This window comes from Agrobacterium sp. SORGH_AS 787, from assembly GCF_030819035.1.
Taxonomy (GTDB): Bacteria; Pseudomonadota; Alphaproteobacteria; order Rhizobiales; family Rhizobiaceae; genus Agrobacterium; species Agrobacterium larrymoorei_B.
On sequence record NZ_JAUTBG010000002.1, the window covers coordinates 132,351 to 154,774 of the forward strand.

Genomic DNA, 22,424 nt, shown 5'->3' on the forward strand with positions numbered 1-22,424 from the left:
GAGAACATGCGGCAGAAGAAAAACCTAAAGCGTAAGGAGCGAACCTGAAAGATCGCGACACGATTTAGGTGCCGAACCGAGAGCTCGTGGGAAAGAAGGCGCCCTGTGAGGCGCCTCGATGCGGGTTGCCGAGAAGGGCGAGACCCAACCCGGCGTCAGCCCCGGCCTTGAGCCGAGGGCCAAGGATGACGGCGAAGAAGGTCGCCTTAACGCTTGTCGACTGCAAATGCGCCCGGACCTGCGGTCACTAGGAACAGGAAGAAGAAGCAGAAGAGGATCGCAGCATCACCGCCATTGATGGCGGGGAAGAAGCTCTTCGGCGCATGGGCCAGGAAGTAAGCGAACGCCATCTGGCCTGAGAGAATGAAAGCCACCGGGCGGGTGAAGAGGCCGATGAGGATGAGAATGCCGCCGATAAGTTCAAGCAACGCGGCTGCGAGAAGAAGCGGTGGGAGCGAGCCTTCCATCTGCGCCGGAGGAAAACCGAACAGCTTCTGGGTGCCGTGTTCGATGAAGAGAAGTGCGGCGATGATGCGCAGCGCGGCAAGGGCGTAGGGCTGATAGCGGGAAAGTTTTTCAAATACGGACATTCAAGCGTTCCTGATTGGCGCATTTCCAGCGGCGGTGCTTAAGCTTCGTGTCTAGAAATGCTTTAAAACAATGGGTTGGAGCGCGCGCGATGGAAATACGGTCATCGCATTTGCTCGAGGTGGCGCTTCGTCGATAGGCTTGAAATCGAGCGCTCGATAATCACATTTCCGACACCAGAAGCAACGGACGCCGCCAACCCGCGGCGCAACTCTCCGTTGAGTTGAAAAAGCGATCCTTTTGTCGCCTCGTCTTGCAGAATTCAACCGGCAGCATCCATTGGCGCCAGAAATTTGTCCACATATTTTAGGATCGGACTAAAGGCCGGAGCGCACTCAGGCGGTCATCAAAACCGCATCCCGATAGAACGGCGTGAAAGGCTTGAACTCGATCTTGCCCTTGACGACGGTCGCTACCGTATTGGCGGGGATGATTTCCCACATCTCGCCACCCGTGCCGAAGGGTTCGGACGCGATCGCGATGCCTTCTCCCATGTTGCGCCAATAGAGCGTTGGTGGGCGGGCGTCGCTCGACCAGCGGAAAGCGTGCAACGTATCACCATCCGCGTGGATGGCGCTGAAACGGATGGGTTGATCCACCCCTGCATCCAGCACCACATCCATGCAGATCTCGATAGTGCGGGAGAGCGCGTCGACCGGGTCCTTATCGAGGCCGAGCCCGGCAGCGATCAGAAACATCGCCTCGCTGTCGCCATTGCCGGCGCGCGAACAATAGACATCGTCGGAAATATGCGCCTCGATAGCGCGCTTCACCTTCTCGTAGCCACCGATCTGGCCGTTATGCATGAAGAGGTGCCGGCCAAACCCGAAGGGATGGCAATTGGACATGGATACGCCGCCGGTGGTGGCGGAGCGCACATGCGCCAGAAACATGCCAGCGCGGATCTGATGACAGAGCGAAGTGAGGTTCTTGTCCGACCATGCAGGCAGAATGCCGCGATAAATGCCCGGCTCCGGCCGCTCGCCATACCAGCCAATCCCGCAACCGTCGCCATTCACCACAGTCTTGGCTTCCCTGGCGGCAAGCGATTGGCTGATCAGTGAACTTTCCGGCTCGATCAGCAGAGTGTCGAGCCAGACGGGGGAGCCGGAATAGGCCAGAAAACGGCACATGCGCATACCTTCGTATCAGGTGGAAAGCGCCGCACCGATCAGGATGTGGGAGGCGGCTTCCTGTTGAACGAAGCCGCTCTTAAAGCCCGATCGGGGCGTTTATGAGATGCTTCAGGCTTGCAGCACAACCACGCGGGCACCGACCGGAACGCGCTCGTAAAGGTCGATGATATCGTGGTTGAGCATACGGATACAACCGCTCGACATGGCGTGTCCGATCGACTGCGGCTGGTTGGTGCCATGCAGGCGGAACATCGTATCATTGCCGTTGCGATAAAGGTAAAGCGCACGCGCGCCAAGCGGGTTGTTGATACCGCCCGGCATGCCGCCGGCATATTTCAGGTTCCGCTCCGGCTCGCGACGGATCATGTTCGGGGTCGGCGTCCAGCTTGGCCATTCCGCCTTGCGGCCCACATAGGCATTGCCCTTCAGCGCTAGGCCCTGGCGACCGACGCCCACGCCGTAGCGCACGGCGCGGCCATTGCCGAGAACGAAATAGAGGCGGCGTGCTGGTGTGTCGACGATCACGGTACCGGCCGGATAAGTGGTTTCATAGGCCACTTCCTGACGGCGCAGTTCAGGCTTGATCTTTTCAAGCGGCATGGCTGCCATCGGGAACTGCTCGTTCGGCAGAGCCGCATAGTTCTGCCGCTGACCAGCCGGATTGATACTTGCACAGCCTGCCAGGAAAAGCGGCAACCCGAATAGGACACCACGACGCGAAATCGACATATTACCCCCTGCCTTGACGAATCTTTCGATTTAACAAGAGGTATGTTTTTATAGTTAATAAATATCTAATATCAGCAGCCAAAGGTTAAGGCGGCGCAGCCACCAGCTCCGTCTGCCCGGCTCCTTCCTATTCCATCGCGGTCGCGCCGCATCTTATTCTCCGGCACCAACTTTTAGTGGACGGGCGCACAATAAAAATTCGCTCAATTTATAGGCACAAAGCTTTCGCATCAGGCGTAAAAAACTCTGCAATTCCGTCAACACGGAATGAACTTTCCATGCGCTGCCGCATTTTGATGCTGAGAGGGAAAGATTGCTTTATTTTCAGTCGCTTTGCGGAACGGCGACCAGCCAAAAAATCTGGATCGTCAACCGCTCATCCGGCTTGCATTGCTTCCAACCTTGTATTCAAATGTACAAAAAGGGGATCTGAAAGTTGGCATTTGATGAAATGATAAATGCGGACTCAACGCCGCGAAGCCCATACGCAAACTACAACGACTGGTATAGCCGACAGGACAGGTCGCACCTGATCCAGAAATCCAAGGACGCGGAAAACATCTTCCGCAGAACCGGCATCACCTTTGCCGTCTACGGCCACGCAGACAGCGCCGAAAAGCTCATCCCCTTCGACATCATTCCGCGCATCATTTCCGGCAAGGAGTGGCGCAAGCTCGCCCAGGGCATCGAACAGCGCGTCATTGCCCTCAACGCATTTCTGGACGACATCTACCACAAGCAGGAAATCATCAAGGCAGGGCGCATTCCCCGCGAGCTGATTGAGAAGAACGAAGCCTTCCTGCCGCAGATGATCGGCTTCCGCCCACCGGGCGGCGTCTATACCCACATCGTCGGCACCGATATTGTGCGCACCGGCGAAGACCAGTTCTACGTGCTGGAAGACAATGCCAGAACGCCGTCGGGCGTCAGCTACATGCTGGAAAACCGCGAAACCATGATGCAGATGTTCCCCGAGCTCTTCCATGAGAACCGGGTGCAACGCGTCGAGGACTATCCCTATCAATTGCGCCAGTCGCTGGCCTCGCTGGCACCGCCAGGCTGCAAGGGCAAGCCGCGCGTTGCCGTGTTGACGCCCGGCATCCACAACTCCGCCTATTATGAGCATTCCTTCCTGGCCGATATGATGGGCGTGGAGCTGGTGGAAGGCTCCGACCTGCGCGTCATGGACGGCAAGGTGAAGATGCGCACGACGCAGGGATATGAGGCAATCGACGTGCTCTACCGCCGCGTCGATGACGACTTCCTCGATCCCCTCACCTTCCGTCCGGATTCGGCACTCGGCATTCCCGGTATCATGGACGTCTATCGCGCTGGCAACATCACCATTGCCAATGCACCGGGCACCGGCATTTCCGACGACAAGGCGATCTATTCCTACATGCCGGAAATCGTCGAGTTCTATACGGGCCGCAAACCGCTTCTGGAAAACGTGCCGACCTGGCGCTGTTCGGAGCCGGATAGTCTGAAATACGTCCTCGACAATCTGGCCGATCTCGTCGTCAAGGAAGTACATGGCTCCGGCGGTTATGGCATGCTGGTTGGCCCGACCGCCAGCAAGAAGGAGCGCGCTTTGTTTGCCGATAAGCTGCGGGCGCGACCGAACAATTATATCGCCCAGCCGACGCTCTCTCTCTCCACCGTCCCGATCATGGTGAAGAACGGCATCGCGCCGCGCCATGTCGATCTTCGTCCCTATGTGCTGGTGTCCGACAAGGTCAAAATCATTCCAGGCGGCTTGACCCGCGTGGCCCTCAAGCAGGGTTCGCTCGTCGTCAATTCCAGCCAGGGTGGCGGCACCAAAGACACCTGGGTACTGGAGGACTGAGCCATGTTGGGAAGAACTGCAAACGGGCTCTACTGGATGTTCCGCTATATCGAGCGCGCCGAAAACATCGCACGCCTCGTCGATGCGGGCCTGCGTGTCTCGCTGACGCGAAGCGGCAGCGCGGATGAAGATTGGGACGGCGTGCTGCAAAGTGCAGGCGTTCGCGAAGCCTTTCTCGAGAGCAACGAGAAGGTGACGTCCGCCGATGCCATCGATTACCTGTTGCGCGACAAGACCAACCCGTCGAGCGTGATGTCCTGCATCGACTCCGGTCGCAACAACGCCCGCATGGTGCGCACGGCGCTGACCCGCGAAACCTGGGAAGCAACGAACGAATTCTGGATCGAGCTGAAGAGCCTGCTCGGACGCCGCTTGAAACCGGCGGAAATGCCGCATGTCATCGATGTCATCAAGCATCGGGCGGGTCTGGTGCGCGGCGCCTTCCACGGGTCGATGCTGCGCAACGATCTCTACAACTTCTCGCGCATCGGCACCTTCATCGAGCGGGCGGACAACACCGCGCGCATTCTCGATGTCAAATATTACGTGCTTCTGCCCGCGGCAGCACAGGTCGGCTCGTCTTTGGACAATGCGCAATGGGAATCGATTCTGCGTTCCGTCTCGGCCCACCGCTCCTATGGCTGGGTTTATGATGCGGAATATAAGCCAGCCAACATTGCCGACTTCCTCATTCTCAACGCCCGCATGCCGCGGTCGCTCGCCTATTGCTATGAGAAGATCGTCAGCAACCTCGGCTATCTCGCCAAGGATTATGGTGAACGGCACAAGGCGCACGAAACGTCGGACGCCATCTTATCGACATTGAAGGAAACCACCATCGACCGCGTGATGGATCGGGGCCTGCACGAGTTCCTGGAAGCCTTCATCAACAGGAACGGTCAGTTGGGTCAGGAAATCACGGAAGGTTACCGCTTCTATCAGTAAGCGGTACAAGACGGGGATACGGGGCGAATGCGTCTGAAGATCAATCACACGACCGAATATCTTTACGAAGAGCCGGTGCCATACTCCCTTCAGCGCCTGCGCCTGACGCCGATCAGTGGCCCGATGCAGACCGTGCTGAACTGGGACGTCAACGTCGATGGCGCGACCGTCGAAGTGAGCTATGACGATCATTTCGGCAATCGTGTCGAGCTTGTGGAGAGCGAAGGCCCCAGCCGCGCCGTCAAGGTTACCGCAAGCGGTGAAGTGGAAACGAAGGACAAGGCAGGCGTTTTCGGCGCGCATATCGGCAACGCGCCGCTCTGGCTTTTTATGCGCGATACGCCGCTGACCAAGCCCGGCAAGCTGATACGCGAGATGGCCCGACAGAGTTCAGGCAGCACCGAACTGGAACGACTTCACGAACTGATGGCCTTGATCCACCTGGAGGTCGAATATCAGACCGGCAGCACCGGCACCGAAACAACGGCTGAACAGGCGCTGGAAGCGGGCAAGGGTGTCTGCCAGGACCACGCCCATATCTTCATTGCCGCCTCCCGCCTGCTCGGCCATCCTGCCCGCTACGTCTCAGGCTATCTGATGATGGAAGGCGTCGAAGAACAGGTGGCAACCCACGCCTGGGGTGAAGCCCATCTTCCCGGCCTAGGCTGGGTCGGCTTCGATGCGGCCAACAAGATCTGCCCGGATGAGCGCTATGTCCGCATCGCCACGGGCCTATCCTACCGCGACTGTGCGCCAGTCTCCGGCATGCGCGTCGGCGTTTCCGGCGAAAGCCTGAGCGTCTCCGTCACCGTGCAGGAATCTCAGAGCCAGAGCCAATCGCAGAGCTGAAGCATGTCGCGCAAAACTGTGCAGCGGTTTTGCGATATCGACATGCGATAACAAAGACCTAAAGCGTATGAGCGAATCTGAAAGATCGCGACACGCTTTAATGACTTGCGCTGCGGGTGACCTTTCCCCGATGGAACCTCAAAGAACTCAGCTGCGGATACCGTCACCAGGCATTAGCTGAAGGCTGTCGCTGCAATGTGCGTGGCGACAGCTGCTTCAAGATTGGAGCGGTGACAGCGTCTATAAAATTCCTGCGCCTCGGAAGAAATGTCCGAAGGAAGATCAACAAACTCCTCGAGCCGCATCCCGTCATATTCATGCAATCCCTCACTTGGCAAGGACGAGACAGGAAGGAGACCCACCGCTTTCTGAATGGTCTCAAAATAGGCGATGTTGCGGTCCAGGACGGCGGGATCACTCGTCTGACCATGCGCCAGAACAAGTTGTTTCGGCTTCAGGCTGCGGATGAGGTTCAATGAGGAACGGAGGCTGCGCAAATCATCAGGCGCGCTGCTCCAAACCTCCGGAATGGGATGCTCGACCGCATCCACCGCCAGACACGTCTCGATCTCCGGTATCCAGACGGCAAGATGATCTGGCGTGTGTCCGGGCGTGTGCAGAAGATGCAGGCTGAGATCCCCGCCATGCAGCGTCATACTGCCGCCGCTGAAGGTCAATGTGGGTGAAACGAGCTCCACTTCGTTAAAGCGGTGCTCGGTTTTTCTCTTCTGCTCCAGTGTCTGAAGAGCCGCGGGATCGCGCAAACGCTCGATGGCAGATTGATGCGCGACGATCGGCGCCCCGCTGACGGCACTATTTCCCCAGAAATGGTCCCAGTCCATGTGTGAGTTCACAACGATCAGGGGTCGATCCCGCATTCGATCGGCAAGCAGATCCAATGCACGCCGACACAGGCTCGGCGTCCCCAGAGTATCGACCAGCACGTTGAAACGCTCGGTGCCGACGAACACTGCGTCGACCTCATCACCCGCCCGTATAATCACGATACGATCATCCAGACCCGGATAGGAGGCAAGGCTCACATCACTTGTCATCATCCACTCTTTCATTGCGCAAACACCAGACGGACTGCGGCTGCCCCAATCATGGTTGGGATGCTTCGATGGCGTCAAGCTACGGAAGTGGAGACGATCACCCAAAACTGCTAAGCGGTTTTCGTCTTAATGACGTGCGCCTACGCAGAGAGGATATCCATGACCGCCCGCGATGACGAGACGATCGATTTCTACGCCCGAGAAGTGGCCGCCTACACGACACGGGGCCAAGAGGCATCTCCTCGCCTTGAGGGCTTTCTTGCCGCGCTTCCGCCGGGCGGCCGCATTCTTGAACTCGGCTGCGGGGCGGGCCAGGATAGCGAAGCCATGCTCGCACGCGGCTTCGATGTTCACCCGACCGACGGCACGCCTGAAATGGCGCGCGCGGCCGCCGAACGTCTGGGTGTCGCGACCAGCACCTTGCTGTTCGAAGACATTGCCGAGCAAAACGCCTATGAAGGCATCTGGGCCAACGCCTGTCTTCTCCATGTACCACGCGCGACCCTGCCTTCGATCATCGCCCGCATCCATGCCGCCATGAGAGACAAGGGCGTCTTCTATGCCAGCTACAAAGCAGGAAAAGCCGAAGGCCGCGACGACCTCGACCGCTTCTACAATTACCCGTCTTCGGATTGGCTTTTGGGCGTCTACCAGCGGCTCCCTTGGACGTCCGTCACCATCGAAGAAGCCAAGGGCGGCGGCTATGACAACAAGCCAACCGACTGGCTGCATGTAACGGCTGTGAAACCATAAGAGACCCTTTATTGGGCGCGTCCCTGTTTTTCATGGTGGATGCCAGATACCCGCGGAACCTAATCCACGTAGGACTGTTATCGGAGTGGGGAAAACAGGGACAGACTCGTGACAGGACAAGAATACCGCTTGGCTAGGTTTTTAAGCCACGACGCGATAAAGCAGGCGTCCCGCGCAGCATCCAGAACGACGGTGCAGACGGACGAGCTTTTTTCCCATTTGCTCCAGCAACTTGACGAGGCGGAAATGCCTGACGACTGTGCGTCCGAAGATGAGCGCCACGAAAGCGATTGGCTTTCAAAAACCCGCAATTGAACCGAGGTACTGGGCAAGAACCCATCGGCGTTTTCGAATGCCGGACCTATGACAGCACGGCAACCTCCGCAACCGACGTCAGCCGCTCTGGGACAAAGATGCGAGGCTGGTCGATGCGGTAAAGACGACGCCAGCCTCGTGATAGTCGATCGAGGCCTTGCCGTTTAGGCCAAGCCCCAACATCCTGATCAGACGGGTGCCGAAGCCTGATTTCTTGGGTGCCACGACGAGCGGTCCACCGCTTTCCGCCCAGCTGAAGTGGAAGTCTTCGCCTTCGATCCGCCACTCGATACGCACCTCACCGCCGCTCGCCGATAACGCACCATATTTGGCTGCGTTCGTCGCAAGCTCATGCACGGATAGCGCCAGCGTATTGGCGCCCTGATGAGAGAGGAGAAAGTCGGGGCCGGAGACGACGAAACGCTTGCCCGCATCGAAAGGCTCAATGGCGCGCTCAATGACAGCCCTGATATTGGCCGACAGAAAGTCCCTGCCCCGCAACACGTCGTGAGAGCGCCCAAGCGCATCGAGACGGTTAGTAATGTTGTTGCGCATGGTCGTGACGTCAATATCGCCGCGCATCGACTGATTGACGATCGACTGGACGGTCGCCATCATGTTCTTGATCCGGTGCCCCATCTCCTGGGCAATCACGGCTTTCTCCGTCTCGATCGCCTTGCGCTCGGTGATATCCATCGAAATCCCGTTCATCAGCACCGGCTGACCGGCAGCGTCGAACTTCGTTTCTGCGCGAACCTCCACCCAGCTCAAGGTTCCATCCGGCCGGTTGACGCGGTACTCGACCTGAAGATTGCCATCGGATGAAAGAGCCGCCAGCACCGCCTCCTGCCAACGGTCGAAGTCGTCTGGATGGACGGAAGATTTGAGCTCCTCATAATCGAACTTATCCGTGGGGCTGCGCCCGAAATTTTCCTTGCACAAAGCAGAACAAGACAGCTTCTGCGTCGGAACGTCCAGCGTCCAGGTTCCCAATCCGCCTGCCTTGAGCGTAAAGTTCAGGCGCTCTTCACTGGCAATCAGATCGGCAATACGGCGTTCCAGCTCGAGCTGGTAGTCTTCCTGATTCTCGATCGCCTTGATCGCACGCTCTCTTGTGACGTCATGTTGCGAGGCGAAGAAATACATCAACTCATCGCCATCGAAGACCGGCGAGACCAGCAGCCTGTTCCAGAAGATCGATCCATCCCGCTTGTAGTTGAGAAGATCCAGTTCGATGGAGTTGCGCTCCGCAATGGCCCGCTTGAGACGGGCGACATCATCGGCATTCGTTCCCGGGCCTTGCAGAAAGCGGCAATTCTTTCCAAGCGTTTCCTCGCGGCTATAGCCCGTCAGCCTGGAAAAGGCATCATTCACGAAGATGATCGGATTGTCGGCGCGTCGCGGATCGGTAATCACCATCGGCATCCGCGTCGCCCGCATTGACGCGGCAAACGGATCGGCGCCAGATACCAGCTCGCTGATTTCATGCTCGATGCGCAGGTGCTCGGAAGTGTCCATTAGCAATCCATATACTCCCTTTGTTCTTTTGCAATGTGTAAAATGGATGTGGGTTACAAAGGAGCATGGGCTGGTGGCGTGATGCGTCAACGGCGCCACCGAACGGTTCAAGAAACGCTTGCAAGCGACCTCGGTTCCCCCAACGACCGGTTCTTGTTGGCCCAGGCAGATGAGACGAATGCCGGAAGCCAGCGGCTTCTGCCGCTCCAAGCTCCAACCTTCTGGTGTCAGCATCGGAACGGAATGCAGGGCCATAGCGCGCAGATTTCATGTACGCATGTGACCTCAAAATCTGCATAGTGCAGCTTGCTGCGGCTGAAGCGCCAATCCTTCGATCAGCCAGCATTGAAAGGTCTTTCAGGGGAGAATGGCACGCGTGAAGATTTGTATCGTCAACCCACCGCATACAGCGATCGGGAGTCGGGTTCCGGATGATCACCTGCCACCTCTCGGTCTCCTCGCCATCGGTGGACCATTGATCGATGCCGGACATGATGTATCGCTCATCGATGCGGAGTTCGGCCCAATGTCGGTTGCCGCAATCGTGTCGCAGGTCATGCTTGCCGCCCCCGACGCCGTGCTCATCGGGCATTCAGGTTCAACCTCGGCGCATCCGACAGCACTTGCCATCGCGCAGGCGATCAAGGCTCAGGATGACACGATCCATGTCATCTATGGGGGTGTGTTTCCGACCTATCATTGGCGGGAGATACTGACCGAAACAACCGCCTTCGACGTGATCGTCCGCGGCGAAGGAGAGGTGACAGCCACCCGCGTGATGGACGCGCTGGAGACGGGGCGTCCTCTTTCGACGGTGAATGGCATAGCCTTTCGTGAAGAGGATGGCAGCGCGAAGGCCACCGCCCCGGCACAGGCCATTGCCGATCTCGATAGCTGCAGGGTGGGCTGGGAACTGATCGATCATGCCCGTTACAGCTACTGGGGTGGGAAAAGAGCGGTTGTCATGCAGTTTTCCCGCGGCTGCCCGCATCTGTGTAACTATTGCGGTCAGCGCGGCTTCTGGACCCGCTGGCGTCACCGAGACCCGGTGCTGTTCGCCCGCGAAATCGCAAGGCTCCATCGCGACCATGGCGTGGAACTTGTCAATCTTGCCGACGAGAATCCCACCTCGTCAAAAAAGGCTTGGAAGGCATTTCTGGAAGCGATGATCGCGGAGAATGTTCCCGTGCTGATCGTGGGCTCAACGCGTGCCGATGACATCGTGCGTGATGCAGATATCTTACATCTTTATCGCAAGGCAGGTGTCATCCGCTGGCTTATCGGGATGGAGAATACGGATGAGGCCACATTGGCGCTAATCCGAAAAGGCGGCGGCACGTCTTCGGATCGACAAGCGATCCAGCTTTTGCGCCAGCACGGCATCCTGTCCATGGCAACATGGGTCGTTGGCTTCGAGGAGGATCGTCCAAAGGACCTGTGGCGTGGTTTCCGCCAACTTCTGTCTTACGATCCTGACCAGATACAGGCGCTTTACGTTACGCCGCATCGCTGGACACCGTTCTTCCGCATCGCAAAGAACAGGCAAGTCATTCAGTCGGACATACGCAAGTGGGACTATAAGCATCAGGTCCTGGCAATGGCACACTTCAAACCGTGGATGTTGTTTGCCTGCGTCAAAGCGATCGAACTGGCCATCCAGGCGCGGCCGCGCGCACTGGCACGTCTCCTGTTTCATCCCGATCCGGAGCAGCGCCACTCCATGCGCTGGTATACAAAGATGGGTAGGCGTGTATGGCTGCGGGAAATCGTCCAGTTCATAGTCCAAGATCGATTTTTAGCGCAACGGCCAAGCCTGGAGGCATTCTGGGGAGACCCGCAGGATGCCGAGGAAGAATCGATGACGCTGCCGGCACCGCGCCGCAAACAGGTCAGGCAGGATGCGACACACTCTGCATAGTCTGGTTGACATCGAGCGGAACTGGTTCGGAAAGGTAAATCGACGAATTCCTGTCCGCCCATCTTTATTAGATCGACCAACCTTCAACCAAAGCCGACCCCAGCAAAGGAGAGCCGCCCGATGAAGCCACCGAAGGCCATTTTGGAAACCGTGATCTATGCCACCGATCTTGATGCCGCGGAGCGCTTTTACAGGGATGTCGTTGGTTTAGAGGTTGTGAAGACGTTCGAAAACCAGTTCGTTTTCCTGCGATGTGGCGAGCAGATGCTGCTGATCTTCAATCCAGAGACCTCGCAGATTGCGCAAGGCGGAAACCCGCTCCCCCGCCATGGAACCACAGGATCTGGGCACTTGTGTTTCAGGGCTGAGAACAAGGCAGAGGTGGATGCGTGGCGCGATCACTTCATCGCCAAGGGCATAGAGATCGATCTCTATTTCCGTTGGGACAACGGCACCTACTCCGTCTACGTCCGCGACCCGGCTGGCAACTCGGTGGAAATTGCTGAAGTGGGTCTGTGGGCGAGTTGAAAGAAGACAGCTCAAGGCGCGATTCGTAAAGTCTGGAAGACAGAGCGTCTGTGCGTTCAATAGGACGCAGCGCGCTCTCATCGGTCGGTCGTTTGCCAAAACCTGCCGAAAACAAAAGGGCTCGAACGCCAGCGCCGAGCCCCTTTCACCATGTTCGTGCAGCAGCGGCCCCGTAAGAAAACCGCCCTGCCCCTTAGATTTGACGAACCGTAATCGTCTCTTCTTCGGCAACCTTCAACGGGTTGCGAAGCGGCAGGCCAAAGCCGCCGGCCTCGATTTCGAAGACATCTCCGGCTTCGGTTTTGATGCCATCCGCGAAGGACAGGGTTGCCGTGCCGAACATGTGCACATGCACTTCGCCCGGAACGCGGAACAGGCCGTATTTGAAGTGATGATATTCGAGGTTCGCGAAGGTGTGGGACATATTGTCTTCACCGGACACGAACGGCTTTTCGAAAATCACCTTTCCGTCGCGCAGAATACGGGACGTGCCGCGAATGTCGGATGGCGGTGCGCCAACGCGAATTTCGGGGCCGAAGCTTGCAGGGCGCAGCTTGGAATGGGCGAGGTAAAGGTAGTTGATCCGCTCGGTGACGTGGTCGGAGAATTCGTTCGAAACGGCAAAGCCGATGCGCACGGGCTCGCCCTTGTCGGAGATCACATAGATGCCTGCCATTTCCGGCTCTTCGCCGCCATCGAGCGCGAAGGACGGAGAAACAAGCGCTGCACCGGGTGCCGCCGAAACATGGCCGTTGCCCTTGTAGAACCATTCGGGCTGAACGCCCTTTTCGCCAGCCTTCGGCTTGCCGTTCTCCAGGCCCATCTTGAACATCTTCATCGAGTCCGTCAGCGTATCGTCTGAGGCTTCGCTGGTCTTCTTGTGCATGCTGTCGCGCGTGGCGGCAGAGCCAAGATGCGTCAGGCCCGTGCCGGTCAGATGCAGATGCGCGGGATCCGGATGGGTGATCGGCGGCAGGAAGCGACCTTCGGAATAGGCCTTCTCCAGATCGACTGCATCGCCATAGCCATGGGCAGCAATCACATCGGCGAGCGACTTACCGCCATTGGCAGCTTCCATGGCCAGTGCATAGACCGACTCGGCATTGTTGACGGTGCGGGCTTGCCCGCCATCTTCACGCGCCGCAACGATGATCTTGCCGCTGGCATCCTTGATTTGAGAAATCAGCATGATTGTTCCTTCCTGGGCGTCATGAAACGCCCCCTCCTCATGGAAGTGGCCGGAAACCGGCCACTTGCTATCGTTTAAAACTGTTGCTGGACCTGACGGTCAGCCCTTGTTCTTGTTGTAGACATCGAAGAACACGGCGGCCAGAAGCACGAGACCCTTGACCATCTGCTGGAAGTCGATGCCGAGGCCGACGATCGACATACCGTTGTTCATTACGCCCATGATGAAGGCGCCGATAACCGCGCCGGTGATCTTGCCAACGCCGCCGGAGGCCGATGCACCACCGATGAAGCAGGCCGCGATCACGTCCAGTTCGAAGCCAACACCAGCCTTCGGCGTTGCCGAGTTCAGACGCGTTGCGACGATCATACCGGCAAGACCAGCCAAAACGCCCATGTTGACGAAGGTCAGGAAGCTCAAGCGTTCGGTGTTGATACCGGAGAGCTTCGTCGCCTTCTCGTTGCCGCCCATGGCATAGATTCGACGGCCAATCGTGGTGCGACGGGTGACGAAGCTGTAGATGGCGATCAGCACCAGCATGACGATCAGAACGTTCGGCAGGCCGCGATAGGTCGACAGGCTGTAGCCGAGGAACAGGATCGCAGCGGCGATCAGCAGGTTCTGAACCAGGAAGAAGCCGAAAGGCTCGACCTCGATGCCGTGCTTCTCATTCACCTGACGGCGGCGGAAGGCCAGAACCAGGAGAACGACCGCAATCAGAATGGTGAGGATCAGCGAGGTGGTGTTGATGCCTTCAATGCCACCAATATCGGGCAGGAAGCCTGTGCTGATAACCTGGAAGTCGGACGGGAACGGACCGATGTTCTTGCCGCCCAGAACGAACAGCGTCAGGCCGCGGAACACCAGCATGCCCGCCAGCGTTACGATGAAGGATGGAATGCGGTGATAGGCAATCCAGTATCCTTGCGCTGCACCGATAATGCCGCCGATGACAAGGCAGATGAGCGCGGCCAGGAACGGGTTCATGCCCCATTGCACTGTCAAAATCGCGGCTATCGCGCCGACAAAGGCAACGATCGAGCCGACCGAAAGGTCGATATGCCCCGCCACGATGACGAGCAGCATGCCGAGCGCCATGATGACGATGAACGAGTTCTGCAACACAAGGTTGGTCAGGTTGACCGGACGGAAGAGAATGCCGCCTGTGTAGAACTGGAAGAAGAGCATAATGGCGACAAGCGCGATCAGCATGCCGTATTCGCGGATATTGGACCGGATATACGAGCCGACCGAGACGACATTGTTCTCTTCGGTGGATGTGTTGGTCGAACTCATCAGTTCTTCTCCCCTGAGCGCATGATAGCGCGCATGATGCTTTCCTGGCTCGCCTCTCCCTTCGGCAATTCGGCGACAATCCGTCCTTCGTTCATAACGTAGATGCGGTCGCAATTGCCAAGCAGCTCAGGCATTTCCGATGAGATCATCAAAACGCCCTTACCGTCGGCGGCAAGCTGGTTGATAATGGTGTAAATTTCATATTTTGCACCGACGTCGATACCGCGCGTCGGTTCATCCAGAATGAGAACGTCCGGGTTGGAGAACAGCCACTTGGACAGCACGACCTTTTGCTGGTTGCCGCCGGACAGGTTGACCGTTTCCTGGAAAATGCCGGAAGAACGAATGCGCAAGCGTTTGCGGAAATCCGTAGCGACCTGCATCTCCTTGATATCGTCGATGACCGTACCCGACGATACACCGGCAAGATTGGCAAGCGTGGTGTTGTGCAGAATATTGTCGTTCAGCACGAGACCCAGATGCTTGCGGTCTTCGGTGACGTAGGCCAGACCGGCGTCGATCGCCTTGCGCACGGTGCTGACATCCACTGGCTTACCGTGGATCAGAACCTCGCCGGAAATCTTATGGCCATAGGCTTTGCCAAACACGCTCATGGCGAATTCGGTGCGGCCTGCGCCCATAAGGCCAGCAATACCGACGACCTCGCCCTTGCGGACATTGATGTTGATATCGTGCAGAACCTGACGGTCGCGGTGCTGCTGGTGATAGGCGTTCCAGTTCTTGACCTCGAGAATGGTCTCGCCGATCGGCACGTCACGCGGCGGATAGCGGTCTTCCAGATCGCGACCCACCATGTTGCGGATGATCACGTCTTCGCTGATCTCTTCCTTGTGACAGTCGAGCGTCTTCACCGTCATGCCGTCGCGAAGCACGGTAATCTGGTCGGCCACCTTGCGCACTTCGTTCAGCTTGTGGGTGATGATGATCGAGGTCAGCCCTTGGGTGCGGAACTCCATCAACAGGTTGAGCAGCGCTTCGGAATCGCTTTCGTTCAGCGATGCGGTCGGCTCGTCGAGGATCAGAAGCTTGACGCTCTTCGACAGCGCCTTGGCGATTTCCACCAGCTGCTGCTTGCCGACACCGATATCGGTGATGAGCGTCTCGGGCGATTCCTTCAGGCCAACCTTCTTCAGCAGCTCGCGGGTGCGCGTAAAGGTCTGCTGCCAGCTGATGACGCCGTTCTGCGCGACCTCGTTGCCGAGGAAAATATTTTCTGCGATAGACAGAAGCGGCACGAGCGCCAGCTCCTGGTGAATGATGATGATGCCGATATCTTCACTGTCGTTGATGGCGCGGAAATTGCGCAGCTCACCTTCGTAGTGGATCTCTCCATCATATGTGCCAGCGGGATAAACGCCGGAGAGGACCTTCATGAGGGTCGACTTTCCCGCGCCATTCTCGCCGACGAGCGCATGTATCTCACCCTGACGAACCTTGAGGTTCACGTTTTCAAGCGCCTTCACGCCCGGAAACGTCTTGGTGATGTTGCGCATTTCGAGAATGGTGTTGTCCATATCACAATCCTGCGCCGTACAATCCGGCGTTCTTATGTAGGTAAACGGGGAGCGACGATCACGTCGCTCCCCGTCACGATCATGAAGAAATTACTTCAGCTGGTCGGCCTTGTAGTAACCGCTTCCAACCAGAACCTTTTCAGCATTGTCCTTGGTAACGAGGACAGGCTTCAGCAGGTAGGACGGAACAACCTTGACGCCGTTTTCATAGGTCTTGGTGTCGTTGACTTCAGGCTCTTTGCCTTCCATCAGCGCGTTGACCATGTTGACGGTAACCTTGGCAAGTTCGCGGGTGTCCTTGAAGACGGTGGAGTACTGTTCGCCAGCCAGGATCGACTTGACGGACGGAACTTCGGCGTCCTGACCGGAAACGACCGGCAGCGGCTGGTCCTTGGTGCCGTAACCTACGCCCTTGAGCGAGGAGATGATACCGATGGAGATACCGTCGTAAGGAGACAGAACGGCGTCGAGCTTGGCGTCGGTGTAGTAAGCGGAGAGCAGGTTGTCCATACGAGCCTGGGCCGTTGCCGGATCCCAACGCAGCGTGCCGACCTTGTCCATGCCCATCTGGCCGGACTTCACGACGAGCTTGCCGCTGTCGATGTAAGGCTTCAGAACAGACATTGCGCCGTCATAGAAGAAGAAGGCGTTGTTGTCGTCCGGCGAACCGCCGAAGAGCTCGATGTTGAATGGACCCTTGCCGTCCTTCAGGCCAAGCTTGTCGACAATGGAAGTGGCCTGCAGAACGCCAACCTGGAAGTTGTCGAAGGTTGCGTAGTAGCTGACGTCGCCGCTGTTACGGATCAGGCGGTCATAGGCGATAACCTTGATGCCCTGCTCGCCAGCCTGCTTGAGAACGTCCGACAGAGTCGTGCCGTCGATCGAAGCGATAACGAGGACCTTGACGCCCTTCGTGACCATGTTTTCGATCTGGGAAAGCTGGTTCGGAATGTCGTCGTCAGCGTACTGAAGGTCCGTCGTGTAGCCGGCGTCCTGAAGCTGCTTGACGATGTTGTTGCCGTCGTCGATCCAGCGGGCCGAGGACTTGGTTGGCATGGCGATGCCGACAGTGCCCTTGTCCTGCGCCCAGACGGGCGACGCAAATGCTGCGGCGCCGATGGCACAGGCAGCAAACAACGAAATAATGGATTTCATAAACTCTCTCCCTTGGAACCCATTTAGGCATCTGCATCCTTACAGATTGCCGTCAAATCCATGCGCGGTGATGAAGAATCAAGCTTACTCGAACGGGCTCCCTGAGCATAATCCGTCTTTCATCGCTCCTCCCCGGCACGTGGTGCAAACTGTTCTGAATCTATATAACTGTCAAATAGAATATCTCTCTTTTCCTATATCAATTTTGGTATATTAAATCGATATAAATTTTTATTTGAAAGCTTCTTGCCCCAAATGGTGACGAAAATGGAACGTGATGAAACGAATCTGGGTGAGTTTCCCTCCGTCACCGAAGACAACCCGCTGTTGCGCGCCGGGCTGAAAATGACCCACTTACGCATGCTTGTGATGGTGGAAGAACACGGCCAGGTAAGCGCGGCGGCGGCAGCCCTCAACATGACGCAACCTGCGGCCTCGCGCATTCTCTCAGAGATGGAAGCCATCGTGAAGAGCCCGCTCTGTCAGCGCGCATCGCGCGGCGTGGTGTTAACCAAGTTCGGAGAAGCCCTGGCAAAGCGGGCCAAGAAGATCCTTCTGGAGCTGCGCGAAGCCAGCCGGGAGCTGGCGCAGATGAAATCCGGCAGCGGCGGTTCGGTCTATATTGGCTCGGTCACTGCACCCGCCATCAGCATGGTGGTGTCCGCACTTCGCAAAGCGATGGACATCTATCCGGGCATCGAGATCAGCGTGCAGGTGGAAACCAGCAATATTCTTGCGCGCGAGCTTCTGGCAGCAAGGCATGATTTCGTCATTGGCCGCATTCCAGACGATCTCGACCCGGCACTGTTCAACGCCCACGAAATCGGCATCGAGCGCGCCTGTCTTCTGGTCGGCAAGAATCACCCGCTGCTGAGTGCACCGCCTGCCCGGCTGGAGGATCTCTGCGATTACGACTGGGTGTTCCAGCCACCCGGCACGCTGCTGAGGCGCACGATCGAGGATGCCTTCCTCGCGCAAGGGGTCTCGCTGCCACGCAACATCATCAACACGCCCTCCACCGTGCTCACCCTTGCCATTGTCAGCAACACCCACGCAATCGCGCCGCTGGCTTTGGAAATGGCCGAGTTTCTCTCCGGCCAGCATTCCCCGATGGGCGACATCCGCATTCTGCCGACCGAATTTGAACTGAGCGTCAAACCCTTCAGCCTCTTGACGGTGAAGGACCGAATGCTGCCACCCAGCGCGCAACTTCTTTATGATCTGGTGCTGGAGGAAAGCCGCAAGGCTGCGTGACGCTCAAGGCTCGGGCAATATTAGAGTGATTCTCTGCGCAGGAAGCAACGGGCGAGAAGCGGCTCGCATGGTTCACAGACAAATGGAGTGTCATGCTTTTCGGCCAGTCGGTTTTCCAGTCGGTCGTCGCGCGCCTTGAGCGCGAAGCGGACGAGCGACCTGAAGAGGAAACCCAGACGTCCTTCAGTCCGCGCGTCATCTTCGACCCCGGTCCTATCACCACCTCCAGCGCAACCGACACAAAACCGGACAATCGCCCACTGTCCGCCTATCTCGACCTGCTGGAAGAGACGACAGCACTGAACGCGGCGCCAAAGGTTGAAGAGCCCGAACCGGCACCGATGCCGAACTACCTTGAAAAGACGTCTCTGGCAGAGGTCAGCGATGAACTCGCCATCAACGACAAGGACACGCTGGACAGTCTCAGCGAAAAGCGACGCGCCTTTGCAAGGCTCAATCACCCTGATGCCGTACCCCACGCATGTCGCGAGAACGCCCATTTGCGCATGACCGCCGCCAATCTTCTTATCGATCAGGCGATCCGGCTTTTGCCGCTGATGAGCGGACCCGAAAAACGAACCCCGTAAATCGCGCGTACGACCTCAGTCCTGCTCGGACGGTGCCACCGGCTCTTCCGGCTTCGGTTCGGACGGTTTGAAGGTCAAAAGCAGCACATAAGCCGAATAAAGCGCTATGCCACCCACCACGGTCATCCAGAATGGCTCGTTGTTGATGAACTCCAGCACCGCCCAGCCTGCGCAGATGCCAACGATCAGCAGCCGCACCCAGAGCGGGCGATACATCGGGTGGTTCGTATCGATCAAAAGCATGGTCTCTCCCTTGCGCTCTGCCCGTCATGCGAAATCTCGCGGCCATCCGTGGCGCGGCGTTTTGGCGAGCATATCTCCATAGAGACGCAACAATGCAAGACCGCAGGCGAAAGAGAAGCACGAGAATGGCCTACCCAACCGGATTGTGATCGACCGCACTCTCTTCAGTTATAATATTTTGGGCAGGACATGCCGGCACTTAAAAAGCGCCGATACTCACCAATATCGAAAGTGCGACGCTCTCACGAAAGTGAGCCAGGTGAAACACCCTATCTCCCCACCCGAGGCTCGTACTCCATCGACGACATGAAGCCGCATGAGTCTGCGACAGCAGAGGATCCCTCACCCAACGGCCAAACAAAAAAGCGGCGCCAAACTGCACCGCTTTTCGATATTCAATAACAATACTAAAAGAGACGCCGCTCGCGCTCAGTCTTCAATCTTGCGCAACAGGCCCACCAGCTGGTCGCGAGCTTTCTCGCCACCCAGCCGGCCGACAAGCTTGTCCTCATGCGCCTTCCAGATCTGAAGAATTTCGTCGAGCATGACGTTACCCTCCTCTGTCATCTCCAGATAATGCACACGGCGGTCCGTCGCCGATCTGCGGCGGGCAAGCAGCCCCTTGTCTTCCAAACCATCGATGATCGCCACGAAGTTGGCGCGCTGGATACCAAGCGCCTCTGCAACATCGCTCTGCTTCAGATCGGAATTATTGGCGACAACGATCAATACGGAGAAATCAGCCGGCCGAAGACCATAGGTGAGAAGGCTCTCGTTAAAATCCCCCACCACCGCGAGTTGCGCCCTCCGGAGCCGGTAAAGTACAGCTTCCGAAAGAATGGAGTAATCGACATCAAGCTTCGAGAGCTTGGAATGCCCAAGCGACGGCTCATTCGTCTCCGAATATTTACCCTTTGCACGACCCTGCTCAAAAGCGATACTCAAAGTCATCCCGGCCTCCTGTGAATCATCCTCTTGAGATGACATTATCGGTTTACGTCTATTAGAACAATGTTTAATAGTAATTAATCCAGAGACCTAGAGTTCGCACGGGTGAAATCTTCCCCGACGAAAACTGCCAGCCTTCGCTACTATTAGCACAACATAAATATTGGGTCTTACAACCAATATATTGTAAATAAACCATTAATTTTGCCGAAGCCAAACCGGATCGCTCAACGCGTCGTTCACGTTTTCGTTAACCATACGGTGATCATGCAACCTCGTGCGGACGAAGTACAACTTCCAGCCCACAAGAATTAGAGTGCAAGCAGAGCGTGCAATAAGTAATAGATGATTTTTAACCATACCTATTCATCGGAGATATCATTGCCTCCGGCGACATTTTACGGATTGAAGAGATAGGAAAGCTGGTTTAAGACACCCGGCATATCCAAACGCGACTCGAAGCCGCGTCAAGAGTGCACCCGTAGCTCAGCTGGATAGAGTGTTGGATTCCGATTCCAAAGGTCACAGGTTCGAATCCTGTCGGGTGCGCCATTTTCCTCTGAAAACCCCATAATTTCCAACAGTTGCAATGATTTGTCAGCCTTTCCGGTCCACATTCAGGTCCACGGAAAGTACACAATGGGTTTAACGTTGAAGCATATCGTAGTCACGAAAGCGGGCACATTTCACTACCGCCGCCGAGTTCCCAAGGACGTAGCGACGATTATTGGCAAGAGCGAATTCAAGCGCCTACTGGGCGAGACTGAGCGCGAAGCCTTGAAGAATTTCCCGAAAATCAACGCGCTGTATGAACAATTAGTGGCGGGGGCTCGTGCGGCTTCTCCTGACAAAGATGCGCTCACGGCGTTGGAAATCCGCCGACTCGCTGAACTGAGGGCTGCCGAACTGGCTGCAATGAAGGTCTATGTCGGTGGCCGGGAGTTGACTGGAGCCGATCCAGAAGCTGCGGAAGTGATCCGTGACAGCGCCCTATCGAAGGGTGTCTCTGATCCGGTGGAGCGTCAGGCTGTTAATCTGGTGGCAAACGGGGGGAACCTTCCTCGTCCCGTTCCTACTATCGAGGACGCAAAGCGGCTTTATCTAGCAGAGAAGGTCAAAGGCGACATTAACGAGAGGAACCGGACTCTCCGACTGGATCGCGTCATGGACATTCTTGCCCATGCCGTTGAGGCGAGTAGGCCGCTCGACAAGCTGACCCGTGAAGACGCCCGCGAAGTCAGAGACCATATGCTCCGCGATCTCGGAATGAAGCCCGGAACCGTGAAGCGGTATATCGCTGATATTCGGTCGATGGTGAACCTTGGCCTCCGGGAGAACGACATGAGCAGCGTCGGCAACCCGTTCAACGGCCTTACGATTAGGGTTGAGACCCTTGTTGTGGATGAGCGGCACCCGATCCCGGAGGACATGCTCCCGGCTATCAGGGAAACGTTGTCTACCAACGCTGGCCCCGATCTGTGGCAACTGTGGCGGATGCTTGAGGGGACTGGGTGCCGGTTGGCAGAGGTTGCCGCCCTGCTCGTTGAGGACGTGAAACTAGACACCCCCATCCCCTATCTCGATGTCGGCTTCCGCGAACATCGGCGCGTCAAGAACCAAAGCTCTGCCCGAAGGGTGCCGCTTGTGGGTGACGCATTGGAAGCGGCGAAAGAGGCCGTGAAGGCTGCGGGTGAAGGGCCGTATCTTTTCGTCCAATATGCCGGTGTCGTGAAGACTAAAGGCGGCAAGGGCAAGGGAAAGAAGGCGGCCACCCACGCCTCTAACGCTCTTATGAAGCACGTTCGCAAGGTGACGACTAGCCGGAAGATTACAGTCCACTCCCTTCGGCACACGATGGAAGACCGGCTAATACGGGCAAGAGTTGACGAGTTCGACCGCAATCTTGTCCTCGGTCACACCAAAGGTGGAATGAGCGAACGGTACGGTGGCCCGGATGCGCGACTAGAAGCTGCGGAAGCGGCCCTCCGGGGGGCTTTAGATCTCAAAAGCGGCTACCACTAAAACAGCAACCTCACG

Annotated in this window: 20 protein-coding genes and 1 tRNA gene; 10 read left to right on the forward strand and 11 right to left on the reverse strand. The window is 57.2% G+C overall.

The genetic code is table 11. The features are described 5' to 3' along the window. Positions 1–206: 206 nt before the first annotated feature. The 3 genes from QE435_RS10030 to QE435_RS10040 form a co-directional block, all read right to left on the reverse strand. Entirely contained in the window at positions 207–590 is a 384-nt protein-coding gene (locus QE435_RS10030) for a DoxX family protein (RefSeq protein WP_306933881.1), read from the reverse strand. A 333-nt stretch (positions 591–923) separates the two neighbouring features. Further along, positions 924–1,721 (reverse strand): class II glutamine amidotransferase, encoded by a 798-nt coding sequence (locus QE435_RS10035; protein ID WP_306933884.1) that lies wholly within the window; start codon positions 1,719–1,721, stop codon positions 924–926. A gap of 111 nt (positions 1,722–1,832) precedes the next feature. Beyond that, a complete protein-coding gene (locus tag QE435_RS10040; protein ID WP_306933886.1) occupies positions 1,833–2,453 on the reverse strand; it encodes a L,D-transpeptidase in 621 nt (206 codons plus the stop codon). Positions 2,454–2,889: 436 nt separating this feature from the next. Between QE435_RS10040 and QE435_RS10045 the strand changes: the two genes are divergently transcribed. Genes QE435_RS10045 through QE435_RS10055 form a run of 3 tightly spaced genes read left to right on the forward strand, consistent with a single transcriptional unit; the run spans position 2,890 to position 6,093 of the window. Further along, a complete protein-coding gene (locus QE435_RS10045) occupies positions 2,890–4,299 on the forward strand; it encodes a circularly permuted type 2 ATP-grasp protein (protein ID WP_306933888.1) in 1,410 nt (469 codons plus the stop codon). A gap of 3 nt (positions 4,300–4,302) precedes the next feature. Further along, complete coding sequence (locus QE435_RS10050; RefSeq protein ID WP_309771537.1) at positions 4,303–5,244, forward strand: alpha-E domain-containing protein; 942 nt, start codon at positions 4,303–4,305, stop codon at positions 5,242–5,244. A 27-nt stretch (positions 5,245–5,271) separates the two neighbouring features. Further along, positions 5,272–6,093 carry a transglutaminase family protein gene (locus QE435_RS10055; RefSeq protein WP_349041260.1) on the forward strand — a complete coding sequence of 274 codons (822 nt, stop codon included), beginning with the start codon at positions 5,272–5,274 and terminating at the stop codon, positions 6,091–6,093. Between the two features lie 173 nt (positions 6,094–6,266). Here the strand turns inward: QE435_RS10055 and QE435_RS10060 are convergent, their stop codons facing one another. Further along, positions 6,267–7,148: an MBL fold metallo-hydrolase gene (locus QE435_RS10060; RefSeq protein ID WP_349042835.1), complete on the reverse strand. Its 882-nt coding sequence runs from the start codon at positions 7,146–7,148 to the stop codon at positions 6,267–6,269. A gap of 159 nt (positions 7,149–7,307) precedes the next feature. Here QE435_RS10060 and QE435_RS10065 point away from each other — a divergent pair, with 159 nt between their 5' ends. Next, positions 7,308–7,901: a class I SAM-dependent methyltransferase gene (locus tag QE435_RS10065; RefSeq protein ID WP_349041261.1), complete on the forward strand. Its 594-nt coding sequence runs from the start codon at positions 7,308–7,310 to the stop codon at positions 7,899–7,901. A 393-nt stretch (positions 7,902–8,294) separates the two neighbouring features. Here QE435_RS10065 and QE435_RS10070 read toward each other — a convergent pair whose 3' ends face one another. Then, positions 8,295–9,734 carry a PAS domain-containing protein gene (locus QE435_RS10070; RefSeq protein ID WP_349041262.1) on the reverse strand — a complete coding sequence of 480 codons (1,440 nt, stop codon included), beginning with the start codon at positions 9,732–9,734 and terminating at the stop codon, positions 8,295–8,297. Between the two features lie 376 nt (positions 9,735–10,110). Between QE435_RS10070 and bchE the strand changes: the two genes are divergently transcribed. Next, a complete protein-coding gene (gene bchE / locus QE435_RS10075; protein ID WP_349041263.1) occupies positions 10,111–11,652 on the forward strand; it encodes a magnesium-protoporphyrin IX monomethyl ester anaerobic oxidative cyclase in 1,542 nt (513 codons plus the stop codon). Between the two features lie 120 nt (positions 11,653–11,772). After that, the gene (locus QE435_RS10080; RefSeq protein WP_309771542.1) at positions 11,773–12,180 is read left to right on the forward strand and encodes a VOC family protein; all 408 of its coding nucleotides are present in this window, start codon (positions 11,773–11,775) and stop codon (positions 12,178–12,180) included. 193 nt (positions 12,181–12,373) lie between these two features. Here QE435_RS10080 and araD1 read toward each other — a convergent pair whose 3' ends face one another. The 4 genes from araD1 to chvE all read right to left on the reverse strand — a co-directional run bounded on the left by araD1 (position 12,374) and on the right by chvE (position 17,355). Next, positions 12,374–13,369, reverse strand: a complete 996-nt coding sequence (gene araD1 / locus QE435_RS10085) for an AraD1 family protein (protein ID WP_309771543.1) — start codon at positions 13,367–13,369, stop codon at positions 12,374–12,376. A 99-nt stretch (positions 13,370–13,468) separates the two neighbouring features. Beyond that, positions 13,469–14,665, reverse strand: coding sequence for a multiple monosaccharide ABC transporter permease (mmsB, locus tag QE435_RS10090; RefSeq protein ID WP_309771544.1), 1,197 nt, complete (start codon positions 14,663–14,665; stop codon positions 13,469–13,471). Further along, positions 14,665–16,200, reverse strand: a complete 1,536-nt coding sequence (gene gguA, locus QE435_RS10095) for a sugar ABC transporter ATP-binding protein GguA (RefSeq protein WP_349041264.1) — start codon at positions 16,198–16,200, stop codon at positions 14,665–14,667. The genes mmsB and gguA overlap by 1 nt, the downstream gene beginning before the upstream one ends. Before the next feature lie 90 nt (positions 16,201–16,290). Continuing rightward, a complete protein-coding gene (chvE, locus tag QE435_RS10100) occupies positions 16,291–17,355 on the reverse strand; it encodes a multiple monosaccharide ABC transporter substrate-binding protein (protein WP_306933905.1) in 1,065 nt (354 codons plus the stop codon). Between the two features lie 267 nt (positions 17,356–17,622). Here chvE and QE435_RS10105 point away from each other — a divergent pair, with 267 nt between their 5' ends. Both QE435_RS10105 and QE435_RS10110 read left to right on the forward strand, forming a co-directional pair. Continuing rightward, the gene (locus tag QE435_RS10105; RefSeq protein ID WP_349041265.1) at positions 17,623–18,609 is read left to right on the forward strand and encodes a LysR family transcriptional regulator; all 987 of its coding nucleotides are present in this window, start codon (positions 17,623–17,625) and stop codon (positions 18,607–18,609) included. A 92-nt stretch (positions 18,610–18,701) separates the two neighbouring features. After that, positions 18,702–19,196 (forward strand): hypothetical protein, encoded by a 495-nt coding sequence (locus QE435_RS10110; RefSeq protein ID WP_349041266.1) that lies wholly within the window; start codon positions 18,702–18,704, stop codon positions 19,194–19,196. Between the two features lie 15 nt (positions 19,197–19,211). Here the strand turns inward: QE435_RS10110 and QE435_RS10115 are convergent, their stop codons facing one another. Together QE435_RS10115 and QE435_RS10120 are read right to left on the reverse strand one after the other, a co-directional pair. Next, a complete protein-coding gene (locus QE435_RS10115) occupies positions 19,212–19,439 on the reverse strand; it encodes a hypothetical protein (protein ID WP_349041267.1) in 228 nt (75 codons plus the stop codon). A gap of 429 nt (positions 19,440–19,868) precedes the next feature. Continuing rightward, on the reverse strand, positions 19,869–20,390 hold the full coding sequence (locus QE435_RS10120) for a MarR family winged helix-turn-helix transcriptional regulator (protein WP_309771546.1): 522 nt from the start codon (positions 20,388–20,390) through the stop codon (positions 19,869–19,871). Positions 20,391–20,862: 472 nt separating this feature from the next. Here QE435_RS10120 and QE435_RS10125 point away from each other — a divergent pair. Together QE435_RS10125 and QE435_RS10130 are read left to right on the forward strand one after the other, a co-directional pair. Next, positions 20,863–20,939: transfer RNA gene (locus QE435_RS10125), tRNA-Arg, on the forward strand. 99 nt (positions 20,940–21,038) lie between these two features. Beyond that, positions 21,039–22,409, forward strand: coding sequence for a tyrosine-type recombinase/integrase (locus QE435_RS10130; protein ID WP_349041268.1), 1,371 nt, complete (start codon positions 21,039–21,041; stop codon positions 22,407–22,409). Positions 22,410–22,424: the final 15 nt, after the last annotated feature.